The organism is Pseudomonas saponiphila, assembly GCF_900105185.1.
Lineage (GTDB): Bacteria > Pseudomonadota > Gammaproteobacteria > Pseudomonadales > Pseudomonadaceae > Aquipseudomonas > Aquipseudomonas saponiphila.
This window is the reverse complement of record NZ_FNTJ01000001.1, coordinates 589585-610128: the sequence shown is the minus strand read 5'-3', so window position 1 is coordinate 610128 and position 20544 is coordinate 589585. Positions and strand designations below refer to the sequence as shown.

Here is a 20544-nt window from a genome sequence, read left to right as displayed (position 1 = left end):
GCGCAACCGGGGTGGAAGCACCGGTCACGTATTAGCGAAACGCTCGGTCACGTTCACCGAAATCCGCATACAGCGACATCCTGCAACGCATCGAACAGCGCTATGGCGTGGATCGCCAGGCATTGGTAGCGGTCTGGGGCATGGAGAGCAATTTCGGCGACTTCCAGGGCAACAAGTCGGTGATCCGCTCCCTGGCCACCCTGGCTTATGAAGGACGCCGCCCGGCCTTCGCCAACAGCCAGTTGATTGCCGCCTTACAGATCATCCAGCACGGCGACATCCAGCCAGAGAAGATGCTTGGCTCCTGGGCCGGCGCCATGGGCCAGACCCAGTTCATTCCGACCACCTACAACACCCATGCCGTGGACTTCGACGGCGACGGTCGCCGAGATATCTGGAACAGCCCGGCCGACGCCCTGGCCTCCACAGCCCATTACCTGCAGAGCTCAGGCTGGCAAAAAGGCCAGCCCTGGGGCGTTGAGGTCCAGCTCAAGAGCGGCTTCGACTACGCCTTGGCCGACGCCTCCACCCGCAAGACCATGGGCGAGTGGCTGAGCCTGGGCATGACAACGAGCAACGGCAAGGCATTGCCATACGGTTCCGAGCAATTGTCTGCCTCATTGCTGTTGCCTGCGGGCTACCGAGGGCCGGCGTTCCTGATTCTGGATAACTTCCGGGCCGTGCTCAAATACAACAACTCATCGTCCTACGCCCTCGCAGTCAATCTGCTGTCCGAACGGTTTGGCGGCGCTGGCCAGATCGACGGCAGTTGGCCCAAGGACGATCTGCCCCTGAGCCGCTCCGAACGCATCGAATTGCAGACCCTGCTCAGCACCCACCAATATGAAGCCGGCAACCCCGACGGCATCATCGGCGCCAATACCCGCAAGGCCATTCGCAGTGCCCAACAGGCACTGGGCTGGCCCGCAGATGGCTACCCGACCCACAAATTGCTGGAAAGCCTGCGCAGCCGCTAGATAGGCATTGGCGAAGGAGCTGGCTCCTTCGCACGCGCCTTACTTGAACACCACATCCTGAGCCAGGGTCAACTCCCTGGCCCCTGCATCCAGCTTGACCAGCGCCCCGATCGGCAAGGTCAGGTTCGGATCGCAATGACCGCTGCGCCATCCCGCCAGCACCGGAATCCGCAAGGGCTCGAAGACCTGCTTGAGCAACGCGCACAACGCGGTGAAATCCACACCGGCCACATCCCCGACCAAGACCCCGCGCAGCCCCTCCAGCTTGCCGGCCAGGCGCAGGTGATTGAGCAAGCGGTCGATGCGGTACAGCGGCTCGTTGACGTCTTCGATAAACAGAATCACGCCGCCGGTGTTGATTTCGTAAGGCGTGCCCAAGGTACTGGCAATCAGTGACAGGTTGCCACCCACCAGCGGCCCTTGGGCGATTCCCGGCTCCACCGTGGTCAAGGGAAAAGCTACCGGATGGGGGAGCAGGCTGCCGCTCTTGACCTGTCCTCTGAGCATGTTGAAAAACGCCGCCTCGGTTGGCGCCTGCTTGCCGCCCAGCAGGTCGGCGTTGAGCATGGGTCCGTGAAAGCTGACAAAGCCCGCATGGCGATTGATCGCCAGGTGCAGGGCAGTGATGTCGCTGTAGCCGACAAATGGCTTGGGATTGCGTCGCAACAGCTCGAAGTCGATCTTGTCCAGCAAGCGCGGGCTGCCATAGCCCCCGCGCAAACACACAATGGCGTCGATTTCGCTATCGGCAAAAGCCCCGTGCAAGTCATCGAGACGGACCTGATCACTGCCTGCCAGGTAGCCATCCTGTTGACCTACGCCAGGGAAGATCCGCAGCGTATAGCCCCTGGAACGCATCCATTGGCAGGCTTTTTCGGTATCCAGAGCAGCAGGACCGGCGGGGGCGATAAGACCAATGACGCCTTCCGCCGTCAATGCCGGCACCGGCAGATGAGCGTGAAGGGCAGCAGTGGGTTGGATGGGCATGCAGATTCTCCCTGTGTGAATTCACCCCAGCACAGTAGCCATGAATGCCACTAAACAGAAGAGGGGAAATCACCCACGGAGAATACAAGGGAGGCGCAGCGCAGAAAGCGTGCCAAACCGCGGCAAAATTGCCCGCAAGGCCTGAACCTTGCGGGCGGGGGACATCAGGAAACCAGGCCTTCCTTGGCCAGCTTCGCTTGTTCGTCGGCGTGATACGAGGAACGTACCAGCGGGCCGGAAGCGACGTTCTTGAAGCCCATCTTGTACCCTTCCTCGGCGAACCAGGCGAAGGTGTCCGGGTGCACGAAGCGTTGCACCGGCAGGTGGTTGCGCGACGGCTGCAGGTACTGGCCGAGAGTCAGCATATCGATGTCGTGCTCGCGCATGCGCTTCATGACTTCGATGACTTCATCGTCGGTTTCGCCCAGGCCCAGCATCAGGCCGGACTTGGTCGGCACATGGGGTACCAGTTGCTTGAACTTCTGCAGCAGGGTCAGCGACCACTGGTAGTCCGAGCCTGGACGCGCCGCCTTGTAAAGGCGTGGCACGGTTTCCAGGTTGTGGTTGAACACATCCGGCGGCGTGGCGGCGGTAATTTCCAGGGCGATGTCCATGCGACCACGATAATCGGGAACCAGGGTTTCCAACTGAACGTTAGGCGACAGTTTGCGAATCTCGCGAATGCAGTCGGCAAAATGCTGGGCACCGCCATCACGCAGGTCATCACGGTCTACCGAGGTGATCACCACGTACTTCAGGCGCAGGTCGGCGATGGCCACCGCCAGGTTCATCGGCTCATCGACATCCAACGGTTTTGGACGGCCGTGGCCAACGTCACAGAAGGGGCAGCGACGGGTGCAGATGTCGCCCATGATCATGAAGGTCGCGGTACCGCCGGAGAAACATTCGCCCAGGTTCGGGCAGGACGCCTCTTCGCAGACGCTGTGCAGCTTGTGCTTGCGCAGCAACTGCTTGATCCGGTCGACTTCCGGCGAGACTGGAATACGTACGCGAATCCAGTCCGGCTTCTTCGGCAGCTCGGTGGTCGGAATGATCTTCACCGGAATGCGCGCGACCTTTTCCGCACCGCGCAATTTGACGCCGGTTTCAACTTTCGGACGGGCCGCCCGCTCGGATACATCCAGCGTCGGGATCAGGGTTTCAACAGCGTCTTGCGCAGTAGTCATATCAGTCGATTCCGCCCGTTAGGGTCGTCTGCTCAGCATAGTCGAGGTGTTTGACGAGCTGCGCACGCAGCCGGGCACTTACCTCGGCAAATTCAATCGGCCCTGCATGGTCGCTCAGTTGGGTCATCGCCAACCCGGCATAGCCACAGGGGTTAATCCGTCGAAACGGCTGCAAGTCCATGTCCACGTTCAAGGCCAGGCCGTGAAAGGAGCATCCGTGGCGGATACGCAGACCCAGCGAGGCAATCTTCGCCCCGTCGACGTAGACCCCCGGTGCATCGGGCTTGGCCGCCGCCGGCACGCCATAGCTGGCCAGCAACTCCACCAGGCATTGCTCCATGCGGCTGACCAGGTCACGCACGCCGAATCCCAGCCTGCGTACATCCAGCAGCAAGTAGGCCACCAACTGGCCTGGGCCGTGATACGTCACCTGCCCGCCGCGGTCGGCCTGCACCACCGGAATATCTCCCGGCAGCAGCAGATGCTCGGCCTTGCCCGCCTGACCCTGGGTAAACACCGGAGGATGCTGCACCAGCCAGACTTCGTCCGGTGCGCTGGTGCCGCGTTCATTGGTAAAGCGCTGCATGGCCTGCCAGACCGGTTCGTAGGCCATCAGGCCAAGCTCACGAAAGCCCAGCGTCTGCGGCATCACAGCACCATGTGGACGACACCGGTAGCACGCAGGGCACTATTGATATCACGCAGTTGGTCTTCGCCGGTGGCGGTGATGTGCAGTTGTACCGTGGTGTACTTGCCGTTGCTGCTCTGACGCTCGGCCAGGGACTTGATGTCCAGAGTGGCGTACTTGGCAAGGATCTCGATCACGGTGTCCTTGAAGCCGACAACCGTGTCACCGATCACCTTGATCGGATAGTCATCGACGGGAAATTCAATCTTGTGCGACTTAACGTCAGTGTCTGTCATGGCAGTAACGGCCTCGTAAGCCGGACGACGGACATGGCCCTCGATCCACTTCGGAGCGAGGGCCATGCAGGTCGACAATATCAGTTGAACAAGCCGTAGAAGAATAGGCGGATGCTATCCCACATGCGGCGGAAGATACCACCTTCGTCGACCGCTTCCAGAGCGATCAGGTCGGCGCTGTGCACCACCTTATCGTCCAGCTTCACTTCGACTTTACCAATCACGTCACCCTTGGCGATCGGCGCGACCAGGTGCGGGTTCATGGTCATGCTGGCCGCCAGCTTTTTCAATTGGCCTTTAGGCATGGTCATGGTCAGATCTTCGGCCAGACCGGCCTTGACCTGATGAGTGGTGCCTTTCCAGACCTGGGCCTGGGCCAGCTCGGTGCCCTTCTGGTAGAAGGTCTGGGTTTCGAAGAAGCGGAAGCCATAGGTCAGCAGCTTCTGGGTTTCGGCGGCGCGGGCCTGTTCGCTGTTGGTGCCGAACACCACGGCGATCAGGCGCATGCCATCACGCACAGCAGAAGACACCATGCAGTAGCCAGCCTCGTCAGTGTGGCCGGTTTTCAGACCGTCGACGGTCTTGTCGCGCCACAGCAAGAGGTTGCGGTTGGGCTGCTTGATGCCGTTCCAGAAGAACTCTTTCTGCGAGTAGATGGCGTAGTGGGCCGGGTCTTCGTGGATGATCGCCCGCGCCAGCACCGCCATGTCGTGAGCCGACGAATAGTGCTCAGGATTCGGCAGACCGGTAGGATTCATGAAGTGGCTGTTGCTCATGCCCAGGTCGGCCGCGGTCTTGTTCATCATGTCGGCAAAGGCGTCTTCGCTGCCGGCGATGTGCTCGGAAACCGCGACGCTGGCGTCGTTACCCGACTGGATGATGATCCCGTGCAGCAGGTCGCTGACGGTGACTTGCGAGCCCACCTTGATGAACATCCGCGAACCGCCGGTACGCCAGGCGTTCTCGCTGACGGTCACCGGATCGTTCTCGCCGATCTGACCGCGACGGATCTCCAGGGTCGCGATGTACGCGGTCATCAGCTTGGTCAGGCTGGCCGGTGGCAGGCGCTGGTCACCATTGTTCTCCACCAGCACGTTACCGCTGCTGGCGTCCATGAGCACATAGGATTTGGCGGCCAGTTGCGGTGGCGACGGCATCGCTTCGACCGCCCAGGCGGCGGGCGTGATGATCAGCGGGACAAGCAGGCACAGGCGTTTGGCAAAGGTGGTGATGTTCATCCGTCTCTCGAAGTTGCTAATGGAAACTTGCCCGGGAGGGCAAAACTATTTCAGACAGCCTTCTAACAGGGCTGTCGCGTGTGCAGTTGTTCACTCACTGACCCTTGCCGGGCTTTTGTTGTTCGTCGAGCCAACAACCAGGGCCCGCCCCCCAATACCGCAAGCGGACCTTCAATCTTCAATATTCCTACTCGGCAGTGACCACGCTGGGCTGCCCAAGGTTGGCCAAGCGCACGCTGTTCTGTGCTTGCTGGGCCTCACCCGGCGTGCCAAATGGCCCCAGGCGGACCCGATGCAGCGTCTGCTGGTTGCGCACGATCGAGCTGATGAACACCGGAGCGCTCACCATGCTGCTCAACTTCGACCTCAACAGCTCGGCAGCATCGGGGTTAGCGAACGCGCCCACCTGCAAATACTGGCCCGAAGCCGCTGCAGGAGCGTTCTTCACTTGTACCGGAACCACTGCGGCCGCGTGCTGCTGGGGCGGCGGGGTCCATTGCTCGACTGTGCCGGTGGAAGCCGTGACCACCGGCGCGCTATTTTGCGCCACTTGCGGCTCGTTGAGCATCAACGGCGCCGGACGGCCACGCTGAGCCCACCACTGCTGCGGATCGATGCCCTCGACCTTGACCCGGGCGGTGCCGGTTTCGGCATAGCCGAGTTTCTTCGCCGCCGCGTAGGACAGGTCGATGATCCGGTCGGAATAGAACGGACCGCGGTCGTTAACCCGCAGGATCACGCTGCGGTTGTTGTCCAGATTGGTGACCTTGACGTAGCTGGGCAATGGCAGGGTTTTGTGTGCGGCACTCATGCCATACAGGTCATAGACCTCGCCATTGGCAGTGTTCTGGCCATGGAACTTGGTGCCGTACCAGGAGGCCGTGCCGGAAGCCACGTAGTTCTTCGACTCCTGGATGGGGAAGTAGGTCTTGCCCAGCACCGTGTACGGATTGGCCTTGTAAGGGCCGGTATGCAAGGTCGGGGTCGCATCGGGGATCCGCGAAACGTCTACATCCCACCAAGGCGCGCCATCCTTGTGGGCACGGTTGACGTCCAGCCCAGGCATGGAGCGCACGCCATTCGAGGATTTCTGCTGCGGCGAGCGGCTCGTCGAGCAACTGACCACCAGCAAGGACAACGCGGCAAAAGCCACCAGCTTCAGGGGTTTGCGGATTGGCATTGCCAGCATTACTTGACGCCCCGTGCTTGGACCAGCTGTTCAGACAACTGATGTACGGCCATGGCATACATCACGCTGCGGTTATAGCGAGTGATCGCGTAAAAATTCTTCAGGCCCATCCAATATTCCGGGCCATTGTCACCTTCCAGGCGGAAAGCGGTGACCGGCATATCATCGCGCAGCGCATCATGACTCGACCAGCCCAGGGCTCGCAACTCCCCCACCGTCTTGGTCGGTTCGATCCCCGTGGTCAGGCCTTCGTCCACGCGATCGCCACGCACATCGGCGCGACTGACCACCGGCTCGCCGGCGACCCAGCCATGGCGCTTGAAGTAACTGGCCACGCTACCAATGGCATCGTCCGGGTTGGTCCAGATATTGATGTGCCCATCGCCGTCAAAATCCACCGCATAGGCGCGAAAACTGCTGGGCATGAACTGCGGCAGCCCCATGGCCCCGGCGTAGGACCCCTTGAGGCTCAGCGGATCGAGCTGCTCTTCGCGGGCCAGCAGCAGGAACTCGCGCAACTCCTTGCGGAAGAACTCGGCCCGCGGCGGATAATCGAAACCCAGGGTCGATAATGCGTCGATTACACGGTAATTCCCGGTATTTCGACCGAAAAAGGTTTCAACCCCAATGATCGACACTATGACCTGGGCCGGCACGCCGTATTCCTGTTCAGCGCGGGCCAGGACCGCCTCGTGCTGACGCCAGAAGTCCACTCCGCGGGCAATGCGCGCGTCGGTGATGAACATCGGCCGGTATTCCTTCCACTGCTTGACCCGCTCGGCAGGCCGCGAAATGGCGTCAAGAATCGACTGCTTGCGCTCGGCCTCGCGGAACACGCCCATCAGCTGTTCCCCGGCGAAACCATAGTCCCGAGTCATTTCGCCAACGAATTCGGCCACTTGCGGCGAACCTTCGTAATCACCGGCGAACGCGGTTTGCGCTGCACCCAGGATGCCTACCAGACCGACCCACGGCGCATACCGAGCGGCCCAGCCACGCATTGCTTGCATTGAATTCTTCACCTTAATCAAACCTGCGCGATCCACTTGCGATGGGTATGGATCGACATCAAAACCCCAAACGCTGACAGTAGTGTCACCAGCGAAGTTCCTCCGTAGCTAATGAACGGCAACGGCACGCCCACCACCGGCAACAAGCCACTGACCATACCGATGTTGACGAAAACGTAAACAAAAAACGTCATGGTCAGGCTGCCTGCGAGCAACTTGCCGAACAGTGTCTGCGCCTGGGCAGTGATCACCAGCCCGCGCCCGATCAACAGCAGGTAGATCAGCAGCAGCGCACAGATGCCCACCAGGCCGAACTCCTCCCCCATGACCGCAATGATGAAGTCGGTGTGGCTCTCCGGCAGAAAGTCCAGGTGCGACTGGGTACCCAGCAACCAGCCCTTGCCGAAAACCCCACCGGAACCGATCGCCGCCTTGGACTGGATGATGTTCCAGCCAGTGCCCAGGGGGTCGCTTTCAGGGTCGAGGAACGTCAGGATCCGCTGCTTCTGGTAGTCATGCATGATGAAGAACCACATGGCGATCGCCACTGGCACCGCGGCCGCCAGCACGCTGAGGATCCAGCGCCAGCGCAGGCCGCCCATGAACAGTACGAAAGTGCCGCCGGCCAGGATCAGCAAGGCCGTCCCCAGGTCCGGTTGGCGCACGATCAGGATGAACGGAATGCCGATCAGGATCAGGCTGATCCCCACATGCTTGAGATGCGGCGGCAGCGTGCGCTTGGACAGGTACCAGGCGATGGTCGCCGGCATGATGATCTTCATGAACTCCGACGGCTGGAAGCGGATCACCCCGGGAATGTTGATCCAGCGGGTAGCCCCCATGGCGTTGTGGCCCATGACGTCCACCACCACCAGCAACACCACGCCGAACACATAAGCCAGGGGCACCCAGCGCGCCATGAATCGCGGCTCGAACTGGGCGATGACAATCATCGACACCAGGCCGATACCAAAGGACGTGGCCTGCTTGGCCAAAAGATCCCAGCTCTTGCCGCTGGCCGAATACAGCACGAACAGGCTACCGGCGGCCAGCGTCAGCAGCAGCACCAGCAACGGGCCGTCGATATGCAGGCGCTGCAGCAGCGTCGCGCGGCGACGCATCACATCCTCACTGGAGAGGATGCGGTCAAAATTACTCTTCACGGGCCGTAGCCTCCGCGCTGATAGGGCTGGCGAACTCGGGCTTGAGCTGGCCATCCTGGCCGAGAAGCCAGGCGTCCATCACCTGACGCACCACCGGAGCGGCGACCCCAGAACCCGACTCACCGTTCTCGACCATGACCGAAACCACGATTTTCGGGTTTTCCGCCGGGGCGAAACCGACAAACAGGGCGTGGTCGCGGTGCCGTTCCTGAACCTTGGAGCGGTCATACTTCTCGCCCTGCTTGATGGCCACCACCTGGGCCGTACCACTCTTGCCGGCAATGCGATAAGGCGATCCGATTGCAGCCTTGCGCGCCGTGCCCCGGGCACCGTGCATCACCTGCTGCATGCCGTGATTGACCTTCAGCCAATCCGACTGATCGCGCAGGACGATGTCCGGCATCGGATTGTGATCCACCGGCTTCTCGCCTTCGATGCTCTTGGCCAGGTGCGGCCGGTTCCACTTGCCCTTGCTGGCAACCAGCGCAGTGGCCTGGGCCAGTTGCAACGGCGTGGACTGCATGTAGCCCTGGCCGATCCCGAGGATCAGGGTCTCCCCCGGGAACCAGGCCTGGCGCCGGGTCGCGCGCTTCCATTCACGAGTCGGCATCAACCCTGGCGACTCCTCGAACATGTCCAGGGAGACCTTCTGGCCGATCCCGAACTTGCTCAGGTAGGCCGAGAGCCGATCGATGCCCAGCTTGTGGGCCAGGTCGTAGAAATAGGTGTCATTGGACCGCATGATCGCGGTATCCAGGTCGACATAACCGTCACCGGTACGGTTCCAGTTACGGTACTTGTGGTCGTAGTTGGGCAACTGGTAGTAACCCGGGTCGTAGACGCGGGACGAGGCCGTCACCACCCCGGCATCCAGCCCGGCAATGGCTACCGCGGGCTTGATGGTCGAGCCCGGTGGATACAGGCCGCGCAGCACCCGGTTGAACAGTGGCCGGTCGATCGAGTCACGCAACTCGGCATAGGCCTTGAAGCTGATGCCGGTGACGAACAGATTGGGATCAAAGCTCGGCTGGCTGACCATCGCCAGCACTTCACCGGTGTTCGGATCCAGCGCCACCACCGCACCACGGCGCCCGCCCAAGGCCAGCTCCGCAGCTTCCTGCAGTTTGATGTCCAGGCTCAGGACAATGTCCTTGCCGGGAATCGGATCGGTGCGCTTGAGTACCCGCAGCACCCGCCCACGAGCGTTGGTTTCCACCTCTTCATAGCCTACCTGGCCGTGCAGTTCCGGCTCGTAGAAGCGCTCGATGCCGGTCTTGCCGATGTGGTGGGTGCCGCTGTAGTTCACCGGGTCCAGGGACTTCAGCTCTTTCTCGTTGATCCGCCCCATGTAGCCCACGGAATGCGCAAAGTGCGCGCCCTGAGGGTAATGCCGGACCAATTGGGCCACCACTTCCACCCCGGGCAGACGGAACTGGTTCACCGCGATTCGGGCGATCTGCTCTTCGGTCAGCTCGAACAGGATCGGCACCGGCTCGAAGGGACGCCGCCCCTGCTTCATGCGCTTTTCGAACAGCACGCGATCTTCCGGAGTCAGCTCCAGCACCTCGACGATCACATCGAGGACCTGCTGCCAGTCACCGGAACGCTCCCGGGTCATGCTCAGACTGAAGCTGGGCCGGTTATCAGCCACCACCACGCCGTTGCGGTCGAAAATCAGCCCGCGAGTCGGAGGAATCGGCTGCACATGCACCCGATTGTTCTCTGAAAGCGTGGAGTGATAGTCGTACTGGATCACCTGCAGGTAATACAGCCGGGCAATCAGCACGCCAATCAGGCAGATCACCATAATGGCGCCGAACACGACCCGGCCACGCACCAGACGGGCGTCTTTTTCGTGGTCCTTGATACGGATCGGCTGGGACATGAGGGGCGCGGGCTACTTGTGGTAAGGGTGCCCGGACAGCACGGTCCAGGCGCGATACAGCTGTTCACCGATAAGAATCCGCACCAGCGGATGCGGCAGGGTCAGCGGCGACAGCGACCAGCGCTGATCGGCTCGCGCACAAACTTCCGGCGCCAACCCTTCCGGGCCGCCGACCATGAAGTTCACCGTGCGCGAATCGAGGCGCCAGCGATCCAGTTCCACCGCCAGTTGCTCGGTGCTCCAGGGCTTGCCATGGACCTCAAGGGTGACGATGCGCTCGTTATGCCCGACCTTGGCCAGCATGGCCTCGCCTTCCTGACGGATGAAGCGAGCCACGTCGGCGTTCTTGCCCCGGGTATTGAGCGGAATTTCCACCAGTTCCAGCGCCAGTTCGGAGGGCAGACGCTTGGCATATTCGTGCCAACCCTCTTCCACCCACTTGGGCATGCGTGAACCGACAGCAATCAGACGCAGGCGCACAGCCGTCCCTTATTGCTGGTCTTTGTTGAGCTTGGTGAAGTGCTCGTGGCCATGCTCCGGGCTGTGGTGCTTGCCATCGGCCGCGCGGCTCTGCTCGGCGCCCTGCCACAGGCGCTCCAGGTCGTAGAACTGACGAGCCGAGGCGGTCATCATGTGCACGATCACGTCGTCCAGGTCCAGCAGCACCCAGTCGCTATCGCCCTTGCCTTCTTCACCCAGTGGGCGCACGCCCTGGGCCTTGACCATTTCGCGGACCTTTTCCAGCATCGCGCCGATCTGGCGGTTGGAAGTACCGGTGGCGATGATCATGTAGTCAGTGATGCTCTGCTTGTCGCGAACATCGATCACCAGGACGTCCTGGGCCTTGACGTCTTCCAGCGCGGCAACAGCCACCTTGACCAGATCTTCGCCTTTCATTACTTGGTTAGTCATATAAAACTCGTTCAGCTCGTATGTTTGGAACGCCGCTCAGCACAGGCCGGCAGCGTTCCTTCAGTTCGGCGCACGGTAAAGTCCGTGAGCATCGATATAGGCCAGGACCGCGTCAGGCACCAGGAAACGTACCGACTTACCGCTGGCCAGCAGTTGACGGATCTGGGTGGCGGACACCGCAAGCGGCGTCTGCCAGACGAATGCAATGTGTCCCCCCGGCCCTTGCAGGGCCAGTGGGTCGCTCACCGAGCGCGCGGCCAGAAGGTTGCGCAAGGCATCCGGAGGCTCGCTGTCGGCATCCGGGCGTTGCAGCACCAGGATGTGGCAATGCTGGAGTAATTCTTCCCAACGATGCCAGGTGGGCAGGCCGCAAAACGCGTCCCAGCCCAGTAACAGAAACAACTGGTCATCCGCGGCCAACTCGGCCCGCATCTGCTCCAGGGTGTCGATGGTGTAGGACGGTTTGTCCCGCTTCAGCTCACGGTCGTCCACCACCAAGGGAGAAACGCCCGCCACCGCACACTCGACCATCGCCAGACGATCGAGCGCCGACACCTGCGGTGTATCCCGATGCGGCGGCCTGGCACTAGGCGTCAGGCGCAGCTCATCGAGTTGCATGGATTCCGCCACCTCCAGTGCGCCACGCAAGTGGCCGATATGCACTGGATCGAAGGTGCCGCCCAGCAGACCGATACGTTTGCCCATCAAGTGCGCACGTGACCGTCGCCGAAGACTACGTATTTTTCACTGGTCAGGCCTTCCAGGCCCACTGGGCCACGGGCATGCAGCTTGTCGGTGGAGATACCGATCTCCGCGCCCAGGCCGTATTCAAAGCCGTCGGCAAAGCGCGTCGAGGCGTTGACCATGACCGAACTGGAATCCACTTCGTTGAGGAAGCGACGGGCATCACTGAAGTTCTCGGTGACGATCGAGTCGGTATGGTGCGAGCCATAGGTATTGATGTGCTCGATGGCCTGCTCCAGGTTGTCCAGCACCCGGATCGAGAGAATCGGCGCGGTGTACTCGGTGCGCCAGTCTTCTTCGGTGGCTTGCAGCACGTCGGCCCCCAGGATCGCGCGGGTTTGCGCGCAGCCGCGCAGTTCGACGCCCTTGTCGCGATAGATCGCGGCCAGCGGCGGCAATACACGTTCGGCAATGGCGGCGTGAACCAGCAGGGTTTCCATGGTGTTGCACGGGGCGTAGCGCTGGGTCTTGGCGTTGTCGGCAATGCGGATCGCCTTGTCCAGGTCCGCCGCCACATCGATGTACACGTGGCAGACGCCGTCCAGGTGCTTGATCACCGGCACCTTGGCGTCACGGCTGACCCGCTCGATGAGGCTCTTGCCGCCACGGGGCACGATCACGTCGACAAATTCGGGCATGGTGATCAGCGCACCCACCGCAGCGCGGTCGGTGGTTTCCACCACCTGCACCACGTGGGGCGGCAGGTCGGCCGCCGCCAGGCCCTGCTGAATGCAGGTGGCGATGGCACGGTTGGAATGGATCGCCTCGGAACCGCCACGCAGGATGGTGGCGTTGCCCGACTTCAGGCACAGGCTGGCAGCATCGATGGTCACGTTCGGACGCGATTCGTAGATGATGCCGATCACCCCCAGGGGCACGCGCATCTTGCCCACCTGAATGCCCGAAGGCAGGTAGCGCATATCGCGGATTTCACCGATGGGGTCAGGCAGCTTGGCCACTTGGCGCAAGCCTTCGATCATCTCGTCGATACGCACGGGCGTCAGCGCCAGACGATCCAGCAGAGCCGGCTCCAGACCATTGGCCCGGCCGTTGGCCAGGTCCTGCTCGTTGGCCGCAGTCAGCTCCGGTCGCGCCGCGTCCAAGGCATCGGCAGCCGCCAGCAGCGCACGATTCTTCTGCGCGGTGGTGGCACGGGCGATCACCCGGGAAGCTTGGCGGGCAGAGCGACCCAAACGGGTCATGTAGTCAAGAACGGACTCAGTCATGGTCTGGTGTGGTCTTGGCAAAGAGGAAAGCGGCTGATTATAGCTGTCGCGCCCGTTCACGGACAGCGGTCACGGGCGGATGGTCGAAATGGAGTGTAAATACTTGTGCTTCAGCCTGAATTAAGCCTGGAGTTGTTACCATTGCGTCACTTTTTTTCGCCATAACCCTCGCCGCCATGCCCATTCCAACCTCCGCGCAGCCGCCCAAAGCCTTGCCTGACGGCTTTTTCGACCGTGATGCACAGTTGCTCGCTCGTGAACTGCTGGGCAAAGTCATCCGCCACAAGGTTGGCGAACTCTGGTTGTCCGCGCGCATCATCGAAACCGAAGCCTATTACTGCGAGGAAAAAGGCAGTCACGCCTCCCTCGGCTACACAGAAAAGCGTAAGGCTTTGTTTCTGGATGGCGGCCACATCTATATGTACTACGCCCGCGGCGGCGACTCGCTGAACTTCAGCGCCCAGGGCCCCGGCAACGCGGTGCTGATCAAGTCCGGCTACCCCTGGGTCGACTCGCTCTCCGGCCCGGCCAGCCTGGCGCAAATGCAATTGAACAACCCGGACGCCAGCGGTCATCCGCGCCCTGCGCAAAAGCTCTGCGCCGGCCAGACCCTGCTGTGCAAGGCCATGGGCCTCAAAGTCGCGAATTGGGATGCAAAACGTTTCGACCATGAAATCCTGTTCGTCGAGGACGTCGGCAGTAGAGTGCCGCACATCATCCAGACCACGCGCCTGGGCATTCCCCATGGCCGTGACGAACACCTGATGTACCGTTTCGTCGATGCCGCCTTCGCCCCCTACTGCACTCGGAACCCGCTGCGACGCGGTCAGGTCGAAGGGTGCGACTACCTGATCCTCGGCTGAAGCAACGACATCCGCCTCCCCACCGCCATCCACAATGGAGTTGAATTTATGGGCCCATGGCTCGACAGCGTGACTGCCTGGCTGACCACCCACCCGCAATGGCTGGCCGCCGCCGTGTTCATCGTCGCCTGCGTGGAATGCCTGGCCATTGCCGGCCTGATTGTCCCAGGCACGGTGCTGCTGTTCGCGATTGCCGTGCTGGCCGGCAACGGCGCGCTGTCACTGGGGGAAACCCTGCTGCTGGGCCTGTTTGGCGGCCTGTTCGGGGATCTGGTGTCCTACCTGCTGGGACGCCACTTTCACCAAAGCATCCGCCGCCTGCCGGGCCTGCGGCAGCATCCGGAATGGATCAGCGGCGCCGAGAACTACTTCCAGCGCTACGGCATCGCCAGTCTGTTGGTGGGACGCTTCATCGGTCCTCTGCGCCCCATGCTCCCCATGGTGGCGGGCATGTTCGACATGCCCTTCCCGCGTTTCATGGCCGTCAGCCTGCTGGCCGCGGCGGGCTGGTCGGTGGCATACCTGCTGCCGGGCTGGGCCACCGGTGCGGCGATCCGCCTGCCGCTGCCCGAAGGTTTCTGGCCACAAGCGGGTGTCGTCGCCGGCGGCCTGGCGCTGCTGATCGGCTTGAGCATCACCAGCAGCCTGCGCCGCCACCGCCGGGCGACCCTGCTGATGTCCGGTGCCAGCCTGCTGGCTCTGGCCGGGCTGTTCATCGGCTATCCCTATCTCAGCGCATTCGACCAGGGGCTGATCGCGCTGGTGCAGGAACACCGGGACCCGACCCTGGACAAGATCATGGTGATGATCACTCAGGTCGGCGAGTTTCGCGCCATGTTCATCACCAGCGCCGTGTTGACCCTGCTGCTTCTGGCCCTGCGGCAATGGCGCCACGCGGTATTCGCTGGCGTGACGCTGATGTGCACCGCCCTGGCCAATACCGGCAGCAAATGGTTTTTCGCCCGCCTGCGACCTGAAGTCCTGAGCGATCCGCTCACCAGCTACAGCATGCCCAGCGGCCACGCCTCGGGCTCCTTTGCGCTGTTCCTGACCTTGGCGGTGTTGGCCGGACGTGGCCAGCCGCCGCGGATGCGCCTGACCTGGCTACTGCTGGGTTGCCTGCCGGCGGCCTCGATAGCCCTGTCGCGGGTATACCTGGGGGCTCACTGGCCCAGCGACATCCTCGCTGGCGCGATGCTCGCGACCTGCGTCTGTGCCGCCAGCCTGACCCTGATTCAATGGCAGGCCCCGCTCAAGCCGATGCCGGCCAGGGCCTGGTGGATAGTACTGCCGGTGATGCTGCTGATGTGCGGCTTCATGGCCACCCGGCATTTGCCTCACGCGCTGTTGCGCTACGCCTATTAACGAATCGCAGGGCCGCCTGCAGCGACCGCTCATGGTGCCAGCTCAGGCGAACAGCTCGCCCTGCAGTTCGTCTAGCAATTGCTGGATGGCATCGAGCCGCTGCTGCGGATCATCCAGTTGCAGCAGGTCGATCTTGTCCTGCTCGGAGAAGGGCAGCAGGTAGGCCAGTTGATTGGCCAGGGACAATTGCCCCTCGGCCTCGCTGCCCATGTCCAGCGCCTCCACCATCGGATGCTCGGCCAAGGCCTTGAGCAGGGCGATCAGGTCGGCGTCCTCCTCCTTCAGCGGCTGCTCGCTGGCCTCTTGCAGCCACTGGACCTGGGCCACGGTCAATTGATCCTTCTGCACTTCACTGCTGAGCACGCGAAAACGCCGGCCACCCTTGACCCTGATGCCCAGCAATCCATTGTCCTGCTGGTGGAAATCGGTGATCAGCGCCTCACAGCCCACTAGGGCATAGCCGGGCGCTGCTGGGCCGACCTCCTCGCCCTCGAGAATGCATACCACCCCGAAACCGCAGCCCTGCTTCATGCAACGGCCGATCATGTCCAGGTAGCGCGCCTCGAAAATCTGCAGATCGAGGATGCAGTCGGGAAACAACACGGTATTCAAGGGAAACAGTGCCAGGCTCATACACCCATCCTCAAACCAGCAAAGACACCGCCAACGGCAGCAGCACCGCCGTGGCCACGCCCATCAGACTCATCGCCAGCGCCGCAAAGGCGCCGCACTCCTCACTTTCCTGCAACGCCACCGAAGTGCCCACGGCGTGGGCGGTCATGCCCAGCGCCATGCCCCGCGCCTCGGGGCCATGCACCCCCAGGCGATCGAGAATGGCCGGACCGAAGATCGCCCCGATCACCCCGGTGATCAACACGAACACCGCCGCCAGCGCCGCCACCCCGCCGATCTGCTCGGCCACCAGCATGGCGATAGGCGAAGTCACCGACTTGGGCGCCATGGTCATGAGGATCATGTGCTCGGCGCCAAACCACCCTCCCAGCACTACCCCCAGACTGGTAGCCAACACCCCACCCACCACCAGCGTAGTGAAGATTGGCCAGAACAATTGACGAATGCGCCGCAGGTTGAGGTACAGCGGCACCGCCAGGGCCACCGTGGCCGGGCCCAGCAGAATGCTCAGGATCTCGGTGCTCTTGCGGTACTCGGCGTAACTCAGGCCACAGCCGAGCAACACACCAATCACCAACAGCATGGATACCAGCACCGGCTGCAGGAACATCCAGCGGGTCTTTTCGAACGCTGCCAGCACCAGTTGATAGGCCGCCAGAGTGATGCCGATGCCGAACAACGGGTGATGGATCACCGCCGCCCAGGCACCTTGCCAATCGAAGATCATTGGCTGTCCTCCCGGCGAGCCTGGCGCTTGACCAGACGCTGCATCAGCACGCCGACAAAGGCCATGGAAATGATCAGCGACAACACCAGCGCACCACTGATGGCCCAGAAGTCCGCGGCGATATCCCGGGCATAGACCATCACGCCCACGGCAGGCGGCACCAGCAGCAGCGGCAGATAACGCAGCAGGCTGCTGGCTGCCTGGCTCAACGGCTCTCCCACTTCACCGCGCAGCACAAGGAAAACCAGGAGCAGCAACAGGCCGATGATCGGCCCGGGAAGCACGGGCAACAGCAGGTGATTGAGCGCCGTGCCGAGCAATTGGAACAGCACCAGCCATGTCAAACCGCGTAACAACATACCGCCTCTCCAGCCAGATCCCGTTGCGCATTATAAGCACGCAGCCGCTATGAACCGGCATTCGCCAAAAGCATGGATGTTTACCGGGAAGGATCGCCATGATGATCTAAAGTGGATATTCCGGAGCGCAAAGTACTGCGTCCAATACTCAAAAAACGTTGATCCAAGGAGAGTCTCAATGCCTTATGTTCCTGTTGCAGAGCTCAAAGATTATGTCGGGAAGGAACTCGGACGCTCCCAGTGGCTCACCATTGACCAGGAGCGAATCAACCTGTTTGCCGAAGCCACCGGCGACTTCCAGTTCATTCACGTCGATCCGGTCAAAGCGGCCAAAACCCCATTTGGCACCACCATTGCCCACGGTTTCCTGACCCTGTCGCTGATCCCCAAACTGATGGAAGACATCCTCGTGCTGCCCGAAGGCCTGAAGATGGTGGTCAACTATGGTCTGGACAGCGTGCGCTTCATCCAGCCGGTGAAAGTCGACTCCAAGGTACGGCTCAAGGTCGAACTGACCGAGGTCACCGAGAAAAAACCCGGTCAATGGCTGCTCAAGGCCACCGCCACCCTGGAGATCGACGGCGAGGAAAAACCCGCCTACATCGCCGAGCCCCTGTCGCTCTGCTTCGTCTGAAACGCTCCTGATGCGAAACAGCTCACGCTGTTTCGCTCAACCTCTCTATATATAAGTCACACCGCTGCGGCATACTCGGTCCCCTAATTATCCGGAACCCGTTATGCGCCCACTTGTACCCCTGGTTTTGACCCTTTTGCTCAGCGCTTGCGGAGACGGCGAATCGCTATTGCCGCCCGACGCTCGACTGCCGGACGGCGGACGCTATCGTGGCGACCTGGTCAATGGATTGCTCCAGGGACAGGGACGCATCGACTACCCCAACGGCAGCTGGTACGCCGGCCAGTTCGACAAGGGCCAATGGCACGGCCAGGGGGAATGGCACGGCAGCAATGGCGAGGTCTATCGCGGCCAGTTCCAGCAGGGCCTGTTCCATGGCCAAGGCACCCTGACCACCAAGGACAGCAGCTACAGCGGCGGCTTCAAGCTCGGCCGCCGGGACGGCGAAGGCACCCTCAAAGAAAACGGCATGACCTATCGCGGCGAGTTCAAGGCCGACCTGTACTCGGGCCTGGGTCGCCTGGAGCTGGAAGACGGCAGCCAGTATCAGGGGCAGTTCGCCAAGGGCAAACCCAACGGTGAAGGCCAGCGCAGCGATGGCAACGGCAACCAGTTCACCGGCCACTTCGTCGACGGCCAACTGGAGGGCAACGGCACCTTCAACAGCGCCGAGGGCGACATCTACGTCGGCGGTTTCAAACACAATCAGCTCAACGGCAAGGGCCGTTACGAAAACTCCGACGGCGACGTGTGGATCGGCCAGTTCAAGGAAGGCGCCCTGGGCGGCAAGGGCGAGTTGATCGGTGCCGATGGCAGCCACTATATCGGCGGCTTCAGCGACTGGCGCTTCAGCGGCGAGGGGCGCCTCAACCTCAGTGACGGCAGCTTCTACATTGGCGGCTTCGACAGCGACAACTATCAAGGCCGTGGCGTGCTGGTGCTGCGCGATGGCAGCGTGCAAAGCGGCGTGTGGAACAACGGCCTGCGGGTTCGTGACGCCGACGGCAAGCTCTTGCCCGACCCACTGGAAAGCGCCCTGCTGGTCCAGGGTCACTTGCTGCAGAAAGCCCTGGACGAGGTGCCCGCCTCCACTCCAGGCATCAAGCTCTACAGCCTGACCCTGGCCGGCGACGGCAAGCAAAGCGTGTTCCTGCGTGAAGCCGATTACGTCAGCAACATGCTCGCCAGCCGCTTCGGTGCCTATGGCCAGATCCGCCTGGTGAACCACCGCGACCACATGACGAACCGGCCGATGGCCACTCGGGAAAACCTGCGCCGCGCCGCCCAGACCCTGGCCGAACGCAGCAGCCCCGACGACCTGGTGTTCATCTACCTCACCAGTCACGGCACCAGTGAACACGAACTGGTGCTGGATCAACCGCGCCTGGAGCTGGCGGACCTGCCCGCCGATGAGCTGGCCAGCGTCCTGGCCCCATTGAAAAATCGCGACAAGATCATCGTCATCTCGTCCTGCTATTCCGGCGGTTTCATCCCCGCGCTGAAGGATGAACGGACCCTGATCATGACCGCCTCCCAGGCCGACCGAGTGTCCTTCGGCTGTTCGGAAGAAGCCGACTTCACCTATTTCGGCGACGCGCTGTTCGCCCAGGCTCTGAACCAGACGGACGATCTGGAGCATGCCTTCAAACTGGCCAGGGCCACCGTCGCCGAGCGCGAACAGGCAGATGGCTTCGAAGCGTCGGAACCACAAATCTGGGCCCCAAAGGGGGTCATTGCCCACTGGCAACAACTGCGTAGACAGCAGGCACGAAAAGCGCTGCAAAGTGTCTCTATAGGCAGCAAGGAAGCACAGAGCAACTAAGCTGGAATCGTATCAAGGGGGAATGACCATGTACTTGACGCCTCAGCACATCCTGCTCGCCGGCGCCTCCGGACTGACCGGAGAGCAACTGCTCGATCGCCTGCTCAACGAGCCCACCATCATTCGTGTTCTGGCACCCAGTAGACGCCCGCTAAGCAAGCACCCACGCCTGGAAAACCCGGTCGGCGATCCGCAGGTATTCCTGCCACAGCTGAGCGGCAAGGTGGAAATTGCCTTCTGCTGCCTGGGCACCACCATCAAGCAGGCCGGCTCCGAAGCGGCCTTCCGCGCGGTGGACCTGGATCTGGTGGTGGCCTTCGGCAAGCGCGCCCGGGAACTCGGGGCACGACACCTGATAGTGATCAGTGCGCTGGGCGCCGATCCCAAGTCATCGATTTTCTACAACCGGGTCAAAGGTGAAATGGAAGAAGCCCTGAAACAGCAGGGCTGGCCACAACTGACCATTTGCCGGCCGTCATTGCTGCTGGGTGATCGTATCGAGCCGCGCCTGGGCGAGCAGCTGGCCGGGCCACTGTCTCGACTGATCCCCGGGAAATACCGCGGCATCGAAGCCTGCCAGCTGGCCCGGGCCATGTGGCGCCTGGCGCTTGAAGAGCAGAACGGCACGCGAGTCGTCGAGTCCGACGAGCTGCGCAAACTGGGTAAATGAATCGTTCGTCGGCAAGCCGCTCCTGCGCG

General features: G+C 62.0%; 21 protein-coding genes and 1 pseudogene. 6 read left to right on the top strand and 16 right to left on the bottom strand.

Going from position 1 to position 20544, the window contains the following annotated elements:
- Positions 1-56: 56 nt before the first annotated feature.
- Positions 57-977, top strand: a pseudogene (locus BLV47_RS02880) (lytic murein transglycosylase); the annotation flags it as partial.
- A gap of 39 nt (positions 978-1016) precedes the next feature.
- On the opposite strand, the gene BLV47_RS02875 reads toward BLV47_RS02880, so the two are convergent.
- The 13 genes from BLV47_RS02875 to BLV47_RS02815 form a co-directional block, all read right to left on the bottom strand.
- Entirely contained in the window at positions 1017-1964 is a 948-nt protein-coding gene (locus BLV47_RS02875; RefSeq protein WP_092309667.1) for a S66 peptidase family protein, read from the bottom strand.
- Between the two features lie 164 nt (positions 1965-2128).
- On the bottom strand, positions 2129-3151 hold the full coding sequence (gene lipA / locus BLV47_RS02870; protein WP_092309664.1) for a lipoyl synthase: 1023 nt from the start codon (positions 3149-3151) through the stop codon (positions 2129-2131).
- 1 nt (position 3152) lies between these two features.
- On the bottom strand, positions 3153-3800 hold the full coding sequence (lipB, locus tag BLV47_RS02865; protein WP_047306229.1) for a lipoyl(octanoyl) transferase LipB: 648 nt from the start codon (positions 3798-3800) through the stop codon (positions 3153-3155).
- Positions 3800-4075: a DUF493 domain-containing protein gene (locus tag BLV47_RS02860; protein ID WP_025129297.1), complete on the bottom strand. Its 276-nt coding sequence runs from the start codon at positions 4073-4075 to the stop codon at positions 3800-3802. Before BLV47_RS02860 ends, lipB begins: the two co-directional genes overlap by 1 nt.
- Before the next feature lie 80 nt (positions 4076-4155).
- Positions 4156-5313 (bottom strand): D-alanyl-D-alanine carboxypeptidase family protein, encoded by a 1158-nt coding sequence (locus BLV47_RS02855; protein WP_092309661.1) that lies wholly within the window; start codon positions 5311-5313, stop codon positions 4156-4158.
- Between the two features lie 187 nt (positions 5314-5500).
- Positions 5501-6502 (bottom strand): septal ring lytic transglycosylase RlpA family protein, encoded by a 1002-nt coding sequence (locus BLV47_RS02850; protein WP_092309658.1) that lies wholly within the window; start codon positions 6500-6502, stop codon positions 5501-5503.
- Complete coding sequence (mltB, locus tag BLV47_RS02845; RefSeq protein WP_177431312.1) at positions 6502-7524, bottom strand: lytic murein transglycosylase B; 1023 nt, start codon at positions 7522-7524, stop codon at positions 6502-6504. The genes BLV47_RS02850 and mltB overlap by 1 nt, the downstream gene beginning before the upstream one ends.
- Before the next feature lie 5 nt (positions 7525-7529).
- On the bottom strand, positions 7530-8633 hold the full coding sequence (gene rodA, locus BLV47_RS02840; RefSeq protein WP_047306242.1) for a rod shape-determining protein RodA: 1104 nt from the start codon (positions 8631-8633) through the stop codon (positions 7530-7532).
- A 31-nt stretch (positions 8634-8664) separates the two neighbouring features.
- Entirely contained in the window at positions 8665-10560 is a 1896-nt protein-coding gene (gene mrdA, locus BLV47_RS02835; RefSeq protein WP_092309652.1) for a penicillin-binding protein 2, read from the bottom strand.
- 12 nt (positions 10561-10572) lie between these two features.
- Positions 10573-11040 (bottom strand): 23S rRNA (pseudouridine(1915)-N(3))-methyltransferase RlmH, encoded by a 468-nt coding sequence (gene rlmH, locus BLV47_RS02830; protein WP_011063671.1) that lies wholly within the window; start codon positions 11038-11040, stop codon positions 10573-10575.
- Positions 11041-11049: 9 nt separating this feature from the next.
- Positions 11050-11472: a ribosome silencing factor gene (rsfS, locus tag BLV47_RS02825; RefSeq protein WP_015637171.1), complete on the bottom strand. Its 423-nt coding sequence runs from the start codon at positions 11470-11472 to the stop codon at positions 11050-11052.
- 60 nt (positions 11473-11532) lie between these two features.
- Positions 11533-12177, bottom strand: coding sequence for a nicotinate-nucleotide adenylyltransferase (gene nadD / locus BLV47_RS02820; protein ID WP_092309649.1), 645 nt, complete (start codon positions 12175-12177; stop codon positions 11533-11535).
- Complete coding sequence (locus BLV47_RS02815; RefSeq protein WP_092309646.1) at positions 12177-13442, bottom strand: glutamate-5-semialdehyde dehydrogenase; 1266 nt, start codon at positions 13440-13442, stop codon at positions 12177-12179. Before BLV47_RS02815 ends, nadD begins: the two co-directional genes overlap by 1 nt.
- A gap of 176 nt (positions 13443-13618) precedes the next feature.
- On the opposite strand from BLV47_RS02815, the gene BLV47_RS02810 reads away from it, so the two are divergent.
- Positions 13619-14305 (top strand): DNA-3-methyladenine glycosylase, encoded by a 687-nt coding sequence (locus BLV47_RS02810; RefSeq protein ID WP_092309643.1) that lies wholly within the window; start codon positions 13619-13621, stop codon positions 14303-14305.
- 48 nt (positions 14306-14353) lie between these two features.
- A complete protein-coding gene (locus tag BLV47_RS02805) occupies positions 14354-15670 on the top strand; it encodes a bifunctional DedA family/phosphatase PAP2 family protein (RefSeq protein WP_092309640.1) in 1317 nt (438 codons plus the stop codon).
- 42 nt (positions 15671-15712) lie between these two features.
- Here the strand turns inward: BLV47_RS02805 and BLV47_RS02800 are convergent, their stop codons facing one another.
- The 3 genes from BLV47_RS02800 to BLV47_RS02790 are packed head-to-tail and all read right to left on the bottom strand — an operon-like array spanning position 15713 to position 17389.
- Positions 15713-16303, bottom strand: coding sequence for an LON peptidase substrate-binding domain-containing protein (locus BLV47_RS02800; protein ID WP_060841263.1), 591 nt, complete (start codon positions 16301-16303; stop codon positions 15713-15715).
- Positions 16304-16313: 10 nt separating this feature from the next.
- The gene (locus BLV47_RS02795; RefSeq protein WP_092309636.1) at positions 16314-17030 is read right to left on the bottom strand and encodes an LrgB family protein; all 717 of its coding nucleotides are present in this window, start codon (positions 17028-17030) and stop codon (positions 16314-16316) included.
- Positions 17027-17389 (bottom strand): CidA/LrgA family protein, encoded by a 363-nt coding sequence (locus BLV47_RS02790; protein WP_092309633.1) that lies wholly within the window; start codon positions 17387-17389, stop codon positions 17027-17029. The genes BLV47_RS02795 and BLV47_RS02790 overlap by 4 nt, the downstream gene beginning before the upstream one ends.
- A 178-nt stretch (positions 17390-17567) precedes the next feature.
- On the opposite strand from BLV47_RS02790, the gene BLV47_RS02785 reads away from it, so the two are divergent.
- The 3 genes from BLV47_RS02785 (at position 17568) to BLV47_RS02775 (ending at position 20515) form a co-directional block, all read left to right on the top strand.
- On the top strand, positions 17568-18023 hold the full coding sequence (locus BLV47_RS02785) for a MaoC family dehydratase (protein ID WP_092309630.1): 456 nt from the start codon (positions 17568-17570) through the stop codon (positions 18021-18023).
- 103 nt (positions 18024-18126) lie between these two features.
- Positions 18127-19845, top strand: coding sequence for a C13 family peptidase (locus BLV47_RS02780; protein WP_092309626.1), 1719 nt, complete (start codon positions 18127-18129; stop codon positions 19843-19845).
- Positions 19846-19873: 28 nt separating this feature from the next.
- Entirely contained in the window at positions 19874-20515 is a 642-nt protein-coding gene (locus tag BLV47_RS02775) for an oxidoreductase (RefSeq protein WP_092317025.1), read from the top strand.
- The last annotated feature ends 29 nt before the right edge of the window (positions 20516-20544 follow it).